An 18381-nucleotide genomic window follows, 5' to 3' on the forward strand; every position below is an offset into this window, starting at 1 on the left:
CCGAATGGCCCCTTTCGGTATCCCCGCGGGAGGCGAACGGGAACGGTCGGACGGATACTCCCCTTGCCGACGCACCCGCTGGTGCGTCCCGCTGCCGGAAGCCTGCGGCAACGCCGCACGAAGGGAACTGGGGGAACTGACATGTCCAACAACGCACTGGTCCGTTTGCGTCTGCTGCGCGGATACACGCAGGAGGAACTCTCCGTGCTGTCGGGAATCAGTGTCCGGACCATCAGGAATCTGGAACGCGGGCAGATCGTCAAGCCGCGCCGCAGCTCCGTCGACATGCTCCTCGCCGTTCTCGACCCCGGCCTGCGCCGGGAATTGCATGCGTTGCCCGCCGACGGCGCGGACTCGTCCTCCTCCGCCGTCGCCGAATGGATGCACATGGTCAGCCCCGGCAAGGACGTCTGGCGAGGGCCGAAACCGCCGCGCACACCGATGATCGGGCGGGAGAGCGAAGTGCGGCAGATAGCGGAACTGGTGACTGAAAATCAGGTGACCGTGCTGACCGGACCTGGCGGAGTCGGCAAGTCGCGGGTGGCCCAGGCGGTCGCCGAAAAGGTCTGCCGCCTGTTCGCCGACGGCGTGGCCGTCGCCGAGATGGGCCGAATCCCCTCGGAACAGGACCTGGACCTCGACTCGGTCATGGAGCTGGCGTGGGGAGCCGTCGAGGGGCTGCTCGACGACGGGACGCCGGACACCGGACGGCGCCTGCTGCTGGTACTCGACAACACCGAGCACCTGCCGAGAACCACGGACCGGCTGGTGGACCGGTTGATCGCCGGCCATCCACAGCTGCGCATACTCATCACCTCCCGCCGCCCTCCGCGGTGGAGCGGGGTCACCCTCTGGGAGATCCCGTCGCTGACGGTGGAGGCGGCGGTGGAACTGCTGCTGGAAAGACTGAAGAGGGTCTGCCCGACGCTGGACCTGTCCGGTGAACGCGCACAGCTCGGCGAGCTGTGCCGGGACCTGGATCTGCTGCCCCGGCTGGTCGAGTTCGCGGCCCAGCGGCTGCGGATGGTGTCGCTGCCCACGCTGCGCTCCGACAGCCGTGCGCGGAGGCTGCTCGGCTCGGCGGACCACTCGATGCTGCCCCACCAGCAGTCGGTCGAGGCCAGCGTCCGCTGGAGCCTGAACCTGCTGGACGAACGTCAGCGGGACTTCCTGGCCGGTCTGGCCCGGCTCCCCGCGGCCCAGGTCCTCGCCGCGGACGGCCGGGGGGCCGCAGGCAAGGAGGCCTGGGACACGGCAGCGATCGACATGCTCTCCGAGCTGGTCGACTCCTCCCTCCTTCAGGTGGACCGGGGGAGCCGGTACGAGTACCGCATGCTGCGGCACGTCCACGCCTTCCTGGCGGCAGCGCCGGCCGCGGAGCCCCTCAGATCCGTCGCGGAGGAACAGGCTCTGGCGCTGAGCGGGTGAGCCCCCGCAGGACCATGGCCCCGTGGAGGTGCCTCCCGACAGGGAGGCACCTCCACGGGGTTGTTCGCGCCCGCCCCGAGGCTCCTGCCCCGACCGGGCCACCGCCCGAGCGTCCTGTCCCGACCGGGCCACCGGGTGATACGAGCCACGCGGTCAGGCCGCGGGCTGGAGGGACGGTCGCTCTGCGGTCGCCTCGTTCACCTCGTTGACCGGGGTGGCGAGGATGTCGAGCGACCGGGAAGCCGTGACCGTGACACCGAGCGGAACCAGCAGGACGAGAAGCGCCAGGACGCCTCCCGCCACTCCGAACACGAAGACCAGACCGCCGGCCAGCATCGGGCCGGCCCACTCCAGCGAGTACGCCCCGAACCGGTTCACCGCCGCCACCCGGCCCAGCAGTTCGTCGGGGACGAGCTGCATGACGTACGTCTGCAGGATGACGTTGACGGGGACCGCGGTCAGCCCCGCCAGGCAGACGACCACGCCGATCTGCCACACCTCGGGCACCACTGCCGTGAGCGCGAAGGAACCCGTCAGCAGCCAGACCGACACGCACAGCAGAGGGCGTGCGGACACCCGCTTCATGACCGAGGAGGCGAACACCGCGCCGACCAGCGCCCCGGCCACCGCGGCACCGCTGACCAGGCCGATCTCGGTCGGGCCGCCGCCTCGGTGCGCGACCACGGCGATGAGCAGCAGAAGGAACGCCTGGTCGATCATGTTGAGCAGGGACGCCATGACCACGACGAACCGCAGGAAAGGATGCCGCCGGACGAACCCGATCCCCTGGCCGACGTCCTGGAGCATCGTGGTGCGCGGCCCGTCCGGCGCCCGGTCGGGCCCGAGCGGACGCCGGATGTTGAGCGCCCCCAGCGCGGCGAAGACGAAGGAGAGCGCGTCGGCGAAGAAGGGAATGCTGCGGCCGAGCCCGAACAGGACACCGCCCAGGGGCGGTCCCACCAGCTGCGCGGCCATGTCGCGGCTCATCGCCTGCCCGTTGGCGGTGGCCAACTGCTCCTTGGGAACGATCCGCCGGAGCGACGGCGTACTGGCACCGAGGATGACCCCTGAGCACAGTCCGCTCACCAGCGCGGTGACGGCCAGCAGCGGGATGCTGATGCGACCGTTGTGCACGGACAGGCCGACCGCGGTCAGGACCGCCGCCTGTACGAGCGGCCCGGCCACCAGGATGGCGCGGCGCGACACCCGGTCCGCCAGCGCGCCGCCCCACAGCGTGGTGACGAGCACCCCGATGAGATTCGCCGAACCGATGAACCCGGCTTTCGTCACCGACCCGGTGAGGGACAGGGCCAGCAGCGGATAGGCGATGGACGAGACGCTCGTCCCCACCGCGGAGAGCGTATTGCCCGTCCACCATCCGAGGTAGTCCGTGTTCCGCCACAGCGAAACGACGGGGGCCTTGCCGTCGGCTCCTCTGCCATCGACTTCTTTGTCATCGGGCGCGCTGTCATCGGGCCGGTCCATCGAGGGGGTCTCCTTCTGCTGACGATGCTCCGCCAGGAGCCTTGTGCAGTGCACCGGTTCACGGCCAGGCACTGCGCGGGCAAGGTCGTGGGCAATTCACCGGCCGCGAATCTGCCGGTCCGCTGCCTGGCGGCGGTGGCAGGCCCTGGACTCCAATCGACGCATCCCTTTCGAGCCACCGGAATCCCGGCGGCGATTCCCTTCCGCATGCGCCCTGCATGCCACGCACCGGAGGTCGCTTCGTGCATGCCGAGGCTTCTGGAACCACCTGGCCCGACGAGTCCCTCGACGCCGTCGACCTGACGGACCCCGAGACGTTCGCGGGAACCGATCTGAGCGGCTACTGGAGAACGCTGCGCCGGGAGCGCCCCGTCCACCGGCACCCCGGGGCCGAGGGCCGCCCGGGCTTCTGGGTCGTCAGCCGGTACCAGGACGTGATGACGGTGTACCGCGACACCCGGAACTACACGTCGGAGAAGGGCAACGTACTCGTCACGCTGCTGGCCGGAGGCGATTCGGCGGCAGGCCGCATGTGCGCGGTCACCGACGGCGCCCGGCACCGCCAGATGCGCAACGCGCTGCTCAAGGCGTTCTCGCCTCGGGCCATGGAAGGCGTGACCCGCCGCGTGCGGGCCAACACCCGGCGGCTGGTCGCCGACGCGGTACGCCGGGGCGAGTGCGACTTCGCCACCGAGATCTCGGAGAACATCCCGATCTCCACCATCTCCGACCTGCTCGGAGTCCCGCACAGCGACAGGGAGTTCCTGCTGTCGCGGACCCGGGCCGCCCTCAGCTCCGACACGGCCGGCCAGTCCGTACCGGAGGCCTGGGCCGCACGCAGCGACATCCTGCTGTACTTCGCCGACCTCATGGAACAGCGGAGGGGCCACGCGACCGACGACGTGATCACCGTCCTCACCAACAGCCTCGTGGACGGCAAGCCGCTGACCCGGGACGAGGTGGTGCTCAACTGCTACAGCCTGATCCTCGGCGGCGAGGAGACCAGCCGGCTCACCATGAACGACGTGGTCCACATGCTGGCCGGTGACGCCGGGCAGTGGCGGCGCCTGCGGGAGGGCAGTGTCACCCTCGACTCGGCCGCCGAAGAGGCCCTGCGCTGGGCCTCACCCACCATGCACTTCGGCCGGACCGCACTGAACCGCGTCGTGCTGGCAGGCCAGGAGATCCAGGCAGGCGACATCGTCACCGTGTGGCACTCCTCGGCCAACCGCGACGAGAGCGTCTTCACCGCCCCCGACACCTTCGACCTGGGGCGTACCCCGAACAAGCACCTCACCTTCGGTTACGGACCCCACTTCTGCCTCGGCGCCCATCTGGCGCGGGTGGAGGTGACCGCGTTGCTCGACGCGCTGCGGACCTGTGTCGCGGAGATCGAGGTCACCGGAGAGGTCCAGCACTTCCACTCGAACTTCCTGACCGGGCTCAGTTCCCTGCCCGTCCACTTCACGCCGGACGAGAGGGGACTCGACACCCTGTCCGTTCCGTCGGTCCACGAGAGAGTTGAGGCCAGCCACCGTGCTTCCCGATGAGTCACACGACGTACACACCAGGGCGACCCGTGTGCAGGAGGGAATGCTCTCCGTCGAGGGCACCCTGACCGGCAGACCCTCCCCCTTCCACGTGCTCACCAGCGCCGAGATCACCGGTCCGCTCGACACCGGACGGCTCACCGTCGCGCTGGCCCGGGTCGTGCGGCGCAACTCCGCGCTGCGCACCGTCTTCACACGCGACGCCGACACGGGCATGGTCGGCCGCCGGGTGGCCCGCTCCCGGGGCCCGAAGGTCATCGAGCAGGAACTGCCGCCGCAGCCGCCGGGTACGGACGTGGTCGGCCTGGCCGAAAGGCTGATCTCCCCGCTGGCGCCGCAGCTGCTGCGACCGTACGCCGAACCGCCCCTGGTCTTCGTACTCACCGCCGCCGGACCGGAGCGCACGGTGCTGTCCGTCCTCGCCCACCACGTGCTGCTGGACGGCTGGAGCTACGGCCTGCTGTGGGAGCAGATCGCCGAGGGATACGCCGACGGGGACCCCGCAGACGCCGAGGCGCCGGGCATGGAGGTGTTCGTCGCGGCGGAGCGGACCGGGGTTGCTCCCGAAGCCGTCGCCGCCCGCGCGGCCCTGCTCGAAGGCTGGCCGACCGTCGTCGAACTGCCGGGTGATCTGGAGCGTCCGCAGACCCGTGCCTTCACGGGGGCCAGGGTTCCCTTCCTGCTCACCGAGGCGGCCCGGACGGGATGCGTCGAGCTGGCGAGCACCCTGAAGGTGAGCCGCAATGTCGTCCTCCTGGCGGCCTGGGCCCTGACGGTCGCCCGCCGCGCCGGACAGAACCGGCTGGTGGTCGGCGTGCCGACGAACGGCCGGACTTCCCGCACCACCATGCAGGTCATCGGCGGTGCTACCGGTCTCACCCCGATCGCCTGCGAAACACCGGCGGAGGCGAGCGTCGCGGACTACGTACGGCTGACGGCCCGGGCGCTGCGGGACACCTTCCGGCACGGTGACGTCCCCTTCGAGGACATCGCCACGGCACTCTCGACGGGCGCGGACCCGGCCCGCAACCCCCTGGCGCAGATCGTCTTCGCCGCGCAGAACGACGTACTGCCCGCGACGCTGACCGCGGGCGACGTGCGCTTCAGCATCCGCATCGGCCACACCGGCGGCACGATGTACGACGCGATGCTGCACGTGATGTCCTGGGATCCGGTTGCCGCGCTCGAACTCGAATACGCGACCACCGTACTGACGCCGGGCGAGGCCACCTCGCTGGCCGGTGGCTTCGACCGCGCGCTCGTCGACATGGCCGCCGACCCGGAAGGCCCGCTGGCCGCGATCACCACCGTGACCGGCGCCCAGCGCCGACTGCTGGACCAGTGGGAGCAGGGCACAGGTACCGAGCCCACCGAGGGACTGTGGCAGCTGATCGAGGCAGCGGCGGAGCGCCGTCCGGACACCGTCGCCGTCCGGGACGGCGACCCGGACCGCAGGGTGACCTACCGTCGGCTGATGGCCGCCGTCACCGCCCAGTCGGCCCTGCTGAGCGAGGCGGGCGTCCGTGAGGGCGACCGGGTGGCCCTCGTCGCCCCCCGTTCCATCGAGGAGATCATCGCCGTCCTGGCGATTCTCCGGACGGGTGCGGCCTATGTCGGCATCGACTCCGGCAGCCCCGCCAGGACGACCTCGTCGATCCTGGAACGGGCCGGGGTACGGGTGATCCTCGGCACAGCCGACGGGCTCGCGGCGCTGGGTCCGGCCACGGAAGGCCGTATCGCGATGGCGGTCGTCGATCCCGCGGACCCGCCGCGGACGGGACTGGCGCCCGCCGCCGCACCGGCGGACCCCGAACGCGCCGCGTACGTGGCCTTCACCTCCGGTACGACCGGGGTCCCGAAGGGCGCAATGGTTCCCTGCCGCGGCGTCGTCAGACTCGCCCTGGACACGGAGCTGTTCCCTGCGGGGGCGTACGAACGCTACGTCCGCCTGGCCCCGTTGGCGTTCGACGCCTCCACCATCGAGATCTTCTACCCGCTGCTGGCGGGCGGAACGATCGAGGTCCACCCCGACGCCCATGTGACCCCCAACGCACTGGCGACCTTCCTGGAGCGGCGCGAGGTTACCGGGATGTTCCTCACGTCCGGTCTCTTCCGGCTGGTGGCGGACTTCCGTCCGGACGCCTTCCGCGGTCTCGTCCAGCTGATGACCGGCGGCGACGTCATCTCTCCTCCGCACGTGGCGGCCATCGTGCGCGCCTGTCCGGGAATCCGGGTGACGAACGGCTACGGGCCCACCGAGAACACCACCATCACCGCCGCCCACCACATCGACGACCTCGCCGGCGTCACCGGCGGCGCCCTGCCGATCGGGCGGCCGATCCTGGGTACCGGCATCAAGATCCTCGACGGTACGGGGCGCCCCGTGCCACCGGGCGGAATCGGCGAACTGGTCGCGTTCGGCGAAGGAGTGGCCCTCGGGTACGTGGGCATGCCGGACGAGACCGCTCGCGCGTTCGGCACCGACGACGACGGACGTCTCTTCTACCGCACCGGCGACCTCGCGCGCTGGGACGCCGACGGTAACCTGCGCTTCCACGGACGCCGCGACAGCCAGGTGAAGGTCCGCGGCTTCCGGATCGAACCCGACAGTGTGGCCCGGCTCCTGCGTCAACACCCGGAGGTGCACGACGCCACCGTCGTCGTGGTCTCCGTCGGCAACGGCGACAAGCAGATCCTCGCCGCCGTGACCCCGCAGGGCGTGACCCCGCAGGCCGCCGCGCTGAGGGCCTTCGTCTCCCGCACGCTGCCCGCCTATTCGGTCCCGCATCTGTGGACGGTGGTCGACGAGCTCCCCATGACGAAGAACGGCAAGATCGACATCGCCGCGCTGACGGCGGGAGCCGCCCCCGTCGGCACCGCCGCCACCCCGCCGGCACAGGCGGCGCACCCCGGCCGCGTACTGGAAGAGAAGGACCAGCAGCAGGCGCATGCGCAGGAGCTGCCCTGCACGGGTGTCGCCTCGATGGAGGACATCATCGCCCAGGCCTGGCACGAGGTGCTCGGGCACCGGGACTTCGGACCCGACGACTGGTTCCTCGACGTGGGCGGCGATTCGCTCAGCCTGGTGCGCGTGCACACGATCCTCGACAACGCGCTGCCGGACCGGCGCCTCACGGTCGCCGATCTCTACGCCTTCTCCACCATCAACGAACTGGCCGCGCTGCTCCGCGCCGACGACCACGCCCTTTCGACCTGAGAAGAGACCGGAACATGGATACACGTGACACGCACACCGCCGATGACATCGAACGATGGGTCGTCGCCACCTGCCGCGGCCTGGGCCTGCGGGTGGACGACGCGGACGTCGACTTCTTCTCGTGCGGCGGCACCTCGCTGGCGGCCATGCGGCTGATCGCCTCGGTCGAGGACGCCTTCGGCGAAGGAGTCCTGCCCCTGGACGCCTTCTACGACCACCCCGTGCTGCGGGAGATCGCCGGGCTCATCGCCGAGAACCGGCTCGCGACCCCGCAGGCGGGGTGATCGCCGATGACCGCTGCGACGAGCCTCGCCGACGGCCCGGTGTTCACCTCGCGGGAGGCGGGGGAAGCCCTGCGCTCGGTCGCCGCCCTCCTCCGGGAGGCGGAGTACGGCGAAGAACGGGCAGCCGGGCTGCTCCGGGCGCCAAGCTCCGGGCATCTGCTGAGCAATCCCGCCCGGTACGCCTTCTTCAGTGACCACACGCGCCCCGCCCCGGCGGACGCGCCGCCGAGCGTCCTGACGTCCCTGTTCCTCCTCAACCGCGCGGTGCCCGACCTGTGGGTGCACGCCGCGCTCAAGCCCGAACTGACCGACCTGCTCCAGGAACTCGCCCTCCTTACCAGGTCCGGCGACCACTACCTGGGCACCGCCTCCCTGACCCCCTACCGCTCCCGGTTCTTCCTGTCCGACCGGCTCTTCGACAACCCGGCTCCGCAGCAGGTGGTGACGAGGGACGCGGCCGAACTCGCCATGCCGCCGCACGCGTCCAGCCTGCTGGCACTCGACGCGGTCGACCGGATCGACGGGTCGTTCCTCGATGTGGGGTGCGGCAGCGGATTCCTGGCGCTGAACGCCGGCCCGGGATGCGGCCGGGTCGCGGGATTCGACCTCAACCCGCGCAGCGTCCGCTTCTCCAGGGCCAACGCCCTCCTCAACGGACGCGACGTCCGCTTCACGGTCGCGGACTTCACCGACCCGACCGCGCTCGGCCGCGCAGAGCTGGGCGACACCGGCAGGTTCGGCAGCCTCGTCTTCAACAGTCCGACCATGCCGCGGATCGAGAGCGATGCCGGCGAGTTCGGCCAGAGCACGGCACGGCAGGTGCTCCGGCGGACCGCGGCCGTCGCCCCGTACGTCCTGCGCCCCGGCGGCACCGCGCACGTACTGACCGTCGTCGAGGTGCCCCGGTCGGCCGGGTCGGCCCGCGAGGTCGTCGAGGGCTGGCTGACCGGCACCCACGCCGCCGATGTGACGGTCCAAGAGGTCGACTCCCCGTACCTCCGGGTCACCGAACGCCAGCTCCAGGACCGACGGCTGGACAGGCAGAGCCTGCTCTCGTCCGGAACCGCCCACGCACAGCAACTGCTGTCCGCCCTGGCCGCACGAGGCACCGGATCCGTCGTGCCGGTGCTCGTCGCGCTGCGGACCTCCTCCACAGAAGGGTCCAGATTCCCATGACCAAGGCACCGGACTGGATATTCCCCCTGCGCAAACCGACCGGGAGCCCCACCTCGCGGCTGGTCGTCTTCCCCTACGGGGCCTCGGGCCCGACGTCCCTGCGCCCCCTGCTCAACCGGCTGCCCGAGACGGTGGAGGTGCTGGGCGCCGCCCTGCCGGGGCGCGAGCGCCGCTTCGGGGAACCACCGGCCACCACGGTCGCCGAGATCGTGAGCGGCATCGCCGAAGGACTGGCGGCACGGGAGGAACTGCCCACGTATCTCTTCGGCCACAGCATGGGTGCCGGACTGGCCGTGGCCTTCGCCCTGGCACATCCCGGATCCTGCGAGGGGCTGGTCCTCAGCGGGCGCCCGCCGCGCTCCGCCGGGCGCTCCGCCCTGCAGGGGTTCAGCGACGAGGAGATCGTCTCCTTCCTCGCCAGGGTCGGCAACACCCGTCCCGAGCTGGTCCGCGACGCGTTCTGGCGCGATCGGCTGCTCCAGCTGTTCCGGAGCGACGCCGCACTCGACCTGCGGACCGCGGAGGTCATCGCCGGAGGCGTCCTGCGGGAGCGGCTCCTGGTCCTGGGCGGCAGCGAGGACCCGGACATCGACGTGAGCGAACTGGGCGAGTGGGCGGAGCTGACCACCGGCGGATGCACGGTCGAGGTCTTCCCCGGCGGGCACTTCTTCCTCCTCGACACCGACACCAGCCAGGCGGTGCTCGACGCGATTGCCGGTCTCGTCCACGCCGTGTCCGAGCCGCTGCCGGTCTGAGACCACGCGCGGCCCCCAGGTGGTGGAGGGCTTCCACGGAACGCACCAGGCATCCGTGGGGACCCTTCACCGCTTCCGCGTGCGCGCACCGGCAAGCAGGCAGACAACCGGCAGGGGCGGGCCGCCGCGCTTCATCGCTCAACTGCCCTTCCGCTGCCTGGAGTCGGCGGGCGGCCGGTCGGCAAGATTCGGGGGTAAGCCCGTGAGCCGGACGAAGGAGCCGCGATGCCCACCAGCACAAGGACGCAGGAGAGCCCGCCTCCCGCGCGGTCGTCCCTGGAGGCGGCACTGCCGCTGACTCCGCTCCAGGAGGGAATGCTCTTCCACGCGCTGTACGACGACGAGGCGATCGACGTCTACGCGATCCAGGTCGCGCTCGCGCTGGACGGGCCGCTGTCGGCGGACGCGCTGCGGGCGGCCGCGGACGAGGTGCTCGGCAGGCACGCGGCACTGCGCGCCGGCTTCCAGCTCCGCAAGTCCGGCCTGCCGGTCCAGCTCGTCCGCCGCGACGTCCGCGTCCCATGGTCCGAGCTGGACCTCCGCGGCCTGCTGCCGGACGAGCAGCAACGGCGGCTGAACCGCTACCGGGCCGCGGACCGGGCCGAGGGCTTCGACATGGCACGTCCGCCACTGATCCGGCTGACACTGGTGCGCCTGGCCGACCGGCGTCACGTCCTGGTGATGACGTACCACCACATCCTCCTCGACGCATGGTCCTTCCAGATCGTGCTGGACGACCTGTTCACGCTGTACGCCCAGGACGCCGACCCGGCCGGTCTCGTCCGCGTCGTGCCCTTCGAGGGGTACCTGGCCTGGCTGGCCGCCCAGGACCGGCAGGCCGCGCAGGACGCCTGGGCCGCCGCCCTGGACGGGCTGGAGGAAGGGACCCTCATCGCCGCCGGCCGCCCCGCACGGGGACCGGCGACGCTGCCGAGGCTGGCCTCCACCGAGCTCTCCCCGGAGCTGACCGCCGACCTGACGGAAGCCGTACGCGCCGCAGGGCTGACCCTCAACACCGTGCTCCAGGGCATCTGGGCGCTGACGCTCAGCGGTCTGACGGGACGCCAGGACGTGGTGTTCGGCCAGACGGTGTCGGGACGGCCCGCCGAGCTGGACGGCGTCGAGGGCATGGTCGGCCTGTTCATCAATGCCGCTCCCGTACGGGTAAGGCTCGACCCGGCCGAGCCGCTGGCGGCGCTCCTCGCCCGCGTACAGCGCGAGCAGGCCGATCTGGAGCCGTTCCACCACCTGGGTCTGGCCGAGATACAGCGCGGCGCCGGTCTGGGCGACCTGTACGACACCGCCGTCGCGTTCGCCAGCGCACCGCTGGACTGGGATGCCGTACCGACCTACCGCGACCTGCGGGTCACTCTTGCGGAGGACGCGGCCCAGGAGCAGCCCGAGGGCTGGACCCACTATCCGCTCAACCTGTCCGCCCAGCCGGGCCGGACCCTGCGACTGGCACTCAGCTACGACGGCGACCTCTTCGAAGGACCTGCCGCCGACCGGCTCATGACCCGGCTGCGCATGCTGCTCAGCACGTATCTGGATGCCCCCCGCACCTTGGTCGGCCGCATCGAGCTGTTCACGCAGGAGGAGCGGGCGCGGGCCGTGCACCAGGGGAACGACACCCGGCAGCCGGTGCCGGACACGACTCTGCCCGCCCTGTTCGCGGCACAGACCGCCCGCACGCCCGAGGCCACGGCCCTGGTGTTCGAGGACCGCTCGCTGTCCTACGGGGCCTTCGCCCGCCGGGTGGCGGAGCTCGCGGATGTGCTGCGGGCGCGCGGAGTGGGCGCCGGGGACTTCGTGGCGGTGGCGGTGCCCCGCTCGGTGGAACTGGTGGTGGCGCTGCACGCGGTACTGGCCGCCGGGGCCGCCTACGTCCCTGTGGACCCCGACTACCCGGCGCAGCGGATCGGCTGGATCCTTGAGGACTCGGCCCCCCGGCTGCTGCTGACCACCGCCGCGGTCGCGGCGCTCCTGCCGCCGTGCCCGGTGCCCCGGCTCCTCCTCGACCAGCCGCTGCCATCGGCCGCCCCGGCCGCCCCGGCCGCCCCGGCCCGGCGGCCGGTCGGCGCCGACCCGGCCTACGTGATCTTCACCTCCGGCTCCACGGGGCGCCCCAAGGGCGTCGTGGTGCCGCACTCCGCGATCGTCAACCGGCTTCTGTGGATGCAGGACCGCTACCCGCTGGAGCCGGGCGACCGGGTACTGCAGAAGACCCCGTCGGGGTTCGACGTATCGGTGTGGGAGTTCTTCTGGCCGCTGCAGACCGGTGCGGCGCTGGTGGTCGCCGCACCGGGCGGACACAAGGACGCCGCCTATCTGGCCGCCCTGATCCGGCGCGAGTCGGTGACCGTCGCCCACTTCGTCCCTTCGATGCTCCAGGTCTTCCTCCAGGAGCCGACCGCCGACGGCTGCACCAGCCTGCGGCAGGTCTTCTCCAGCGGGGAGGCGCTGTCCTCGGAAACCCAGAACCGTTTCTTCGAGCGCCTCGGCGCGAGCCTGCACAACCTCTACGGACCCACGGAGGCGGCCGTCGACGTCACCCACTGGGACTGCCGCCCCGACGAGGAGCACACGGCCAGTACGTCCGTCCCGATCGGCAGGCCAGTGTGGAACACCCAGGTGTACGTGCTGGATCCGGCCCTGCGTCCGGTCGCCCCGGGCGTACCCGGCGAGCTGTACCTGGCAGGGCGGCAGCTCGCCTCGGGATACGTGGACCGGCCGGGGCTGACAGCCGAACGGTTCGTCGCCAACCCGTTCGCCCCCGAGGGAAAGCGGATGTACCGCACGGGGGACGTGGTGCGCCGCACCCCCGACGGTGACCTCGAATACCTCGGGCGGTCGGACGACCAGGTGAAGATCCGCGGCCTGCGCGTGGAGCTCGGCGAGATCGAGGCGGTACTGGCCCGGCACGAAGCCGTCGCCCAGGTCGCGGTCGTGGTGCGGGAGGACCAGCCGGGCGTGCAGCGCCTGGTCGCCTACACCGTGCCGGCCGGACCTGCGGCTGACCCGCAGGAGCTGCTGGACCTGGCGGCGGCCGCGCTGCCCGACTACATGGTGCCCACGGCGCTCGTACAGGTGGCCGAGCTGCCCCTGACGCCCAACGGCAAGCTCGACCGCAAGGCGCTGCCGGCTCCCGCGCTCGTTCGCGCCGTCGGCGGCAGAGCGGCGCACGGCGCCGTCGAGAAGCAGCTCGCGGAGCTGTTCGCGGCGGTGCTCGCCGTGCCGGAGGTGGGAGCGGAGGACAGCTTCTTCGACCTGGGCGGCGACTCGATCGTCTCGATCCAGCTCGTCGCGCGGGCCCGCCGGGCCGGACTGGCGCTCACCCCCAAGGACGTGTTCACCCACCGCACCGTCGCCGCGCTCGCCCTGGTGGCGCGCCCGGCGCGGGACGCCCTGCAGGAGGCGCCCGGGGCCGGCGTCGGAGAGATGCCCGCGACCCCGATCACGCACTGGCTGAGCGAGCGCAAGGGGCCGAGCGACGGATTCCACCAGGCGACCCTGCTCCAGGTGCCCCCGCTCGCCCGCACGGACCTGCTCACCGCCTCCGTACAGGCGGTGCTGGACAGACACGACGCCCTGCGGATGCGGCGCACGGCGCGGGACGCGGGCCCCACGTGGGAGCTGGACATCGCACCGGCCGCGGCCGTACGGGCCGAGGACTGCGTGCGCCGCGTCGGAGTCGAGGGGCTGGACGCCGCCGCTCTGCGGGCCCGTATCACCACGGAGTCGGCCCGCGCGGTCGCCGAACTCGCCCCCGACGAGCGGCGGATGGTGCGCTTCGTCTGGTTCGACGCCGGTCCCCGGGACGCGGGACGGCTGCTCGTGGTGGCCCACCACCTCGTCGTGGACGGCGTTTCCTGGCGGATCCTTCTGCCTGATCTGCGGGCGGCGTGGGAGGCGGTCGAGGGCGGCGGAACACCCGACCTCGCCCCCGTCCCGACCTCGCTGCGCACCTGGGCGCACCGGCTGTCCGAAGCGGCCGCCGATCCGGCCAGGACCGCCGAACTCCCGCTGTGGCAGGGCATGTTGCGTGCCGGAGACGATCCCGCGCTGGCGGCGAGCCCGTTGGACCACACACGTGACGTGCACGGCACCGCCCGGTCGCTGACCCTGCGACTGACCGCCGAACACACCGAGCCCCTGCTCACCACGGTGCCTGCCGCCTACCGCGCGGGAATCGACGACGTCCTGCTGACGGCGCTGGCACTGGCGGTCGCGTCGTGGCGGCGGGAGCGCGGCCTGGGCGAGGGCACCGGGGTGCTGGTGAACCTGGAGGGGCACGGCCGCGAGGAGATCGCGGCGGAGCTCGACCTGTCGCGCACCGTGGGCTGGTTCACCAGTCTCTATCCAGTACGCCTCGATCCCGGCGTGCGGGACTGGGAGGAGGCGGACGGGGTAGGACCCCTGCTGGGCACGGCCCTCAAGCGGGTCAAGGAGCAGCTGCGCGCGATTCCCGACCACGGCATCGGCTACGGAATGCTGCGCCACCTCAATCCGCAGACGGCCGCCGTGCTCGGCGCGCTGCCCGTCCCGCAGCTGGGCTTCAACTACCTGGGCCGTTTCGCGGGTTCCGACGGCGGACACTGGCAGCCCGCGGCCGAGTCGGACGCCACGGGTCCGGCGGCGGACGCCGGGCTGTCCCTGCCGCACGTGCTCGACATCAACGCGGTGACCGAGGACCTGCCGACCGGCCCGCAGCTGGTCGCCTCGTTCACCTGGCCCGGCGCGCTGCTGGCCGAGGACGATGTGCGACGGCTGGGGGAGGCCTGGCTGGCCGCGCTCCGTGCGCTGGTCGCGCACACCTCCCGGCAGGGTTCCGGCGGGCTCACCCCCACGGACGTGCTGCCGGCCGTGGTGGGGCAGCGGGAGCTGGAACTTCTGGAGTCGGCGTGGGCGGACCGCGGACTTCAGGACGTCCTGCCGCTGACCCCCGTACAGGAGGGGCTGCTCTTTCACGCCTGCTACGACAGGCAGGCACCGGACGTGTACCACGTACAGCTGGTCGTCGAGCTGGAGGGCGCACTCGACGCGGAGGGACTGCGTGCCGTGTGCCAGGCCTTGACCGACCGGCACCCCGCGCTGCGCGCGGCCTTCACCCAGACGGCTTCCGGCACCCCGGTGCAGCTGATCCCCGGCAGCGTGCCGGTGCCGTGGCACGAGGACGACCTGCGGGGCGACGGACGGAGGGGCGACGGACCGCAGGGCGACGGGCCGACCGAGGACGGCCGTGCACGAGAACGGCTGGACGCGTTCCTCACCGAGGACCGGATCCGCAGGTTCGACCCGTCCCGTGCCCCGTTGCTTCGCTTCACCCTGCTGCGGCTGGGCGAGGAGCGCCACGCGCTGGTCTTCACCAGCCACCACCTGCTCGCCGACGGCTGGTCGGTCTCGCTGATGCTGCGGGACCTCTTCGCGCTCTGGTCGCAGGACGCCCAGGACGTCGGCCGCACACCCCCGGTGCCGGTACGCCGCTACTACGAGTGGCTGGCCGCACAGGACACGGCCGCGGCGGAGTGCGCCTGGCGGGCGGCGCTGGACGGCCTGAGTGGCCCCACCCTGCTCGCGGCGGCCGCGGACACCGGTTCCCTGCCGTCGCTGCCGCTGAGCTCCGGCGTCGAACTCCCCGAGGACCTCACGGCCGAAGTGGCCGCCCGGGCACGCTCCTGCGGGCTGACGCTCAACACCGTGGTGCAGGGGGCGTGGGCGCTGGTGCTCCACCACCTCACCGGCCAACGGGACGTGGTGTACGGGGCGACGGTGTCGGTGCGCCCGCCGGAGCTGCCCGGCGTCGAGGAAATGGTCGGGCTGCTGATCAGCACGGTGCCCGTACGGGTCCGGCTGGACCCCGCCGAGACACTGGCGGCTCTCCTCGACCGGGTGCAGACGGAGCAGGTCGCGCTGGCCCCGCACGCGCACCTGGGCCCGGCGGCGGTACAACGCGTGGCCGGGCTGGGGCCGCTGTACGACACCTCCATGGTGTTCGAGAACTTCCCGCGTACCGCCGATCATCCCGAGCTGCCGGGTACGGGCCTGCGGATCGCCGGATTCTCGGGCCGCGACGCGTACCACTACCCGCTCAAGCTCATGGCCGTTCCCGGTGACCGGCTGTACCTGGAGGTCAGCCACCGTCCCGAACTCGTCACCGCCGCACAGGCCGAGGAGGCCCTCGGGCGCCTGCGGACGCTGCTGACGGAATTCGCCGCCGACCCGTCCGTGCGGGTCGACGGCCTGCTGCGGCCCGCGTCTGAGCCCGTCGCTCCCGTGACCACGGGCCCCGCCGCGCCCGCCCCCGTCACGCGGGGGGCACCCCGCGCGGTGGCGGAACTGTGCGCCCTGGCCGGGGCGGTACTGGGCAGGCAGGAGCTCTCCGCGGACGCCGACTTCTTTGCGCTCGGCGGCGATTCCTTTCGGGCATTGCGACTGGCCGGACGTATGCGCGAGGTGTTCGGCGCTCCTGTCGATGTCTCTGTCGTATTCCGCGGCCGCACACCTGCCGGAATGGCGGCAGTACTGGCACGGCAGGGAACCGGTATTTCCGGAGTGCGCCACACCTCATGAGAATTGCCGGGCCGCTGCCTGTTCCGGGAATCCGCACTTTGCCACCATGAAAAAGCAACGAACCTCAGCAGCAAGGAGCTCGGCCGTGCGGATAATCGCGATAACCGGTGCCTCAAGTGGAATAGGGCTTGCGACGGCGGAACGTTTCGCCGAGGGCGGCGACCGGGTCTACAACCTGGACACGCAGCGGCCCCTGGCCCGGCACGAGGGCGTGACGTGGTGCGAGACGGACGTCGCCGGCTGGGACGCCGTCGACAGCACGCTCGGCCGCATTCACGACGAGCACGGCCGCCTCGACGTGGTGATCGCGAACGCGGGCATCAGCATCCGGCACGGCGTACTGGACATCACCGAGGAGCAGGCACGCCGGGTCGTCGACGTCAACCTGCTCGGCGTGCTGGGCACCTGGCGGGCGGCAGCGCGCCGGATGGTGGTCAGGGGCGAGGGAATCCTGCTGGCCACCGCCTCGGTGAACGGCCATAGAGGGTTCCCCCACTACGCGGACTACAACGCCACCAAAGCCGGTGTGGCGGCACTGTGCAGGACCTTCGCGATGGAGCTGAGCCCCGTGGTCCGGGTGGCCTGCGTCTCGCCCGGCGCGGTGCTGACGCCCATGCAGCTGGCGGAGTACACGCCGCGGATGCTGGCGGAGGTGAACGCCCGGATTCCCGCGGGCCGGCACGCAGATCCTGCGGAGATCGCGGCGGCCTTCCACTACCTCGCTTCGCCCGAGGCCGGCTTCATGACCGGCCAGGAACTCGTCATCGACGGCGGGGAGATCACCGGTTCCACGACTTCCGACTTCGGTACGGCGCATTGCGCGACGGCCGAGACGGACCGAATCAAAATCCGTTCCCGGTAACGCACCATCCGAGGGGAGACGTCATGAGAAATTCAATTGACTACACATTGAGCGGCGACGAGATCGATGGCCTCATGAAATCCGTGAGCGAATTGAGAGAAGGCGGCCTCTCGCCGGTCGAACCGGAGTTCTACGACAAGTACCAGGACTTTCAGGAAATCCTTCCGGTCGGCCTGCGGAGATTCCTGGAGAAATTCCGTGACGACCCGGCATCGGCCGTCTGCCAGGTTCACGGATTCCCCGTCGACGACGCCGCCGCGGGGCCGACCCCGGAACACTGGGAGCGGCCCGAGGGTTACGGGTCCACCGTCGAGTCGGACATCTACCTGGCCATGTGCGGCTCGGCGCTGGGCGAACCGTTCGCCTGGGCGACGCTCCAGTACGGACGCATGGTGCAGGACGTCTTCCCGATCAGGGGCGACGAGCGGCGCGAGAGCGGGCACGGCAGCGACGCGTATCTGAACTTCCACACCGACGACGCGTTCCGCCCCGACTCCTGCGACTACCTGCTGCTCTTCGGCGTGCGCAACCCCGACGTCGTCCCGACGTACGTGGCGGCCGTGCAGGACGTCGTCCTCCGTGACGAGGACCGTGCCCTGCTGTCCGAGAAGCGCTTCCACATCCTTCCCGACGACGAGCACATACGGCAGCTGGCGCTGAGGGCGCCCGGCGATCCCGCGCTCCGGCGTGCCGTCGAGATGCGCGACCGCCCGGAGCCGGTCTCCGTTCTCTTCGACGATCCGCGCAACCCCCACGTCCGGCTGGACGTGCCGTTCATGCGCTGCGTCGATGACGACCCGGCGGCCGAACGGGCGCTGCGCGCCCTGCTCGACGAGCTGGAACGGGTGCGACGGCCACTGGTCGCGGCCCGCGGAACGCTCCTGATCCTCGACAACCGCAGTGTCGTGCACGCCCGCGAGTCCTTCCAGGCGCGCTACGACGGCACCGACCGCTGGCTCCGCAAGATCGTCGTCAGCCGCGACCTGTCCACCGACGGCGTCCGGCCCCTGAGCCGGGTCCTGCTGTAGCCCCCGTAGCCCTCCCGGACGCACGC

General features: G+C 71.5%; 10 protein-coding genes. 9 read left to right on the plus strand and 1 reads right to left on the minus strand.

The window, feature by feature from the left end:
- Positions 1–141 precede the first annotated feature (141 nt).
- Positions 142–1428, plus strand: a complete 1287-nt coding sequence (locus ACIA8N_RS32580; RefSeq protein ID WP_365781139.1) for a helix-turn-helix domain-containing protein — start codon at positions 142–144, stop codon at positions 1426–1428.
- A 153-nt stretch (positions 1429–1581) separates the two neighbouring features.
- On the opposite strand, the gene ACIA8N_RS32585 is transcribed toward ACIA8N_RS32580, so the two are convergent.
- Positions 1582–2913: an MFS transporter gene (locus ACIA8N_RS32585; protein ID WP_365781140.1), complete on the minus strand. Its 1332-nt coding sequence runs from the start codon at positions 2911–2913 to the stop codon at positions 1582–1584.
- Positions 2914–3131: 218 nt separating this feature from the next.
- On the opposite strand from ACIA8N_RS32585, the gene ACIA8N_RS32590 reads away from it, so the two are divergent.
- The 8 genes from ACIA8N_RS32590 to ACIA8N_RS32625 all read left to right on the plus strand — a co-directional run bounded on the left by ACIA8N_RS32590 (position 3132) and on the right by ACIA8N_RS32625 (position 18355).
- Complete coding sequence (locus tag ACIA8N_RS32590; RefSeq protein WP_365781141.1) at positions 3132–4463, plus strand: cytochrome P450; 1332 nt, start codon at positions 3132–3134, stop codon at positions 4461–4463.
- Between the two features lie 31 nt (positions 4464–4494).
- Entirely contained in the window at positions 4495–7680 is a 3186-nt protein-coding gene (locus ACIA8N_RS32595) for an amino acid adenylation domain-containing protein (protein ID WP_365781142.1), read from the plus strand.
- 14 nt (positions 7681–7694) lie between these two features.
- Complete coding sequence (locus ACIA8N_RS32600; RefSeq protein WP_365781143.1) at positions 7695–7964, plus strand: phosphopantetheine-binding protein; 270 nt, start codon at positions 7695–7697, stop codon at positions 7962–7964.
- Between the two features lie 6 nt (positions 7965–7970).
- Positions 7971–9140, plus strand: coding sequence for a 50S ribosomal protein L11 methyltransferase (locus ACIA8N_RS32605; RefSeq protein ID WP_365781144.1), 1170 nt, complete (start codon positions 7971–7973; stop codon positions 9138–9140).
- A complete protein-coding gene (locus ACIA8N_RS32610) occupies positions 9137–9895 on the plus strand; it encodes an alpha/beta fold hydrolase (RefSeq protein WP_365781146.1) in 759 nt (252 codons plus the stop codon). Before ACIA8N_RS32605 ends, ACIA8N_RS32610 begins: the two co-directional genes overlap by 4 nt.
- A 225-nt stretch (positions 9896–10120) precedes the next feature.
- Entirely contained in the window at positions 10121–16465 is a 6345-nt protein-coding gene (locus tag ACIA8N_RS32615; protein ID WP_365781147.1) for an amino acid adenylation domain-containing protein, read from the plus strand.
- 85 nt (positions 16466–16550) lie between these two features.
- A complete protein-coding gene (locus tag ACIA8N_RS32620; protein ID WP_365781148.1) occupies positions 16551–17327 on the plus strand; it encodes an SDR family oxidoreductase in 777 nt (258 codons plus the stop codon).
- Between the two features lie 74 nt (positions 17328–17401).
- Positions 17402–18355 (plus strand): TauD/TfdA family dioxygenase, encoded by a 954-nt coding sequence (locus tag ACIA8N_RS32625; protein ID WP_399416860.1) that lies wholly within the window; start codon positions 17402–17404, stop codon positions 18353–18355.
- Positions 18356–18381 lie beyond the last annotated feature (26 nt).

It is taken from the genome of Streptomyces sp. NPDC051822 (assembly GCF_044452745.1).
Taxonomy (GTDB): Bacteria; Actinomycetota; Actinomycetes; order Streptomycetales; family Streptomycetaceae; genus Streptomyces.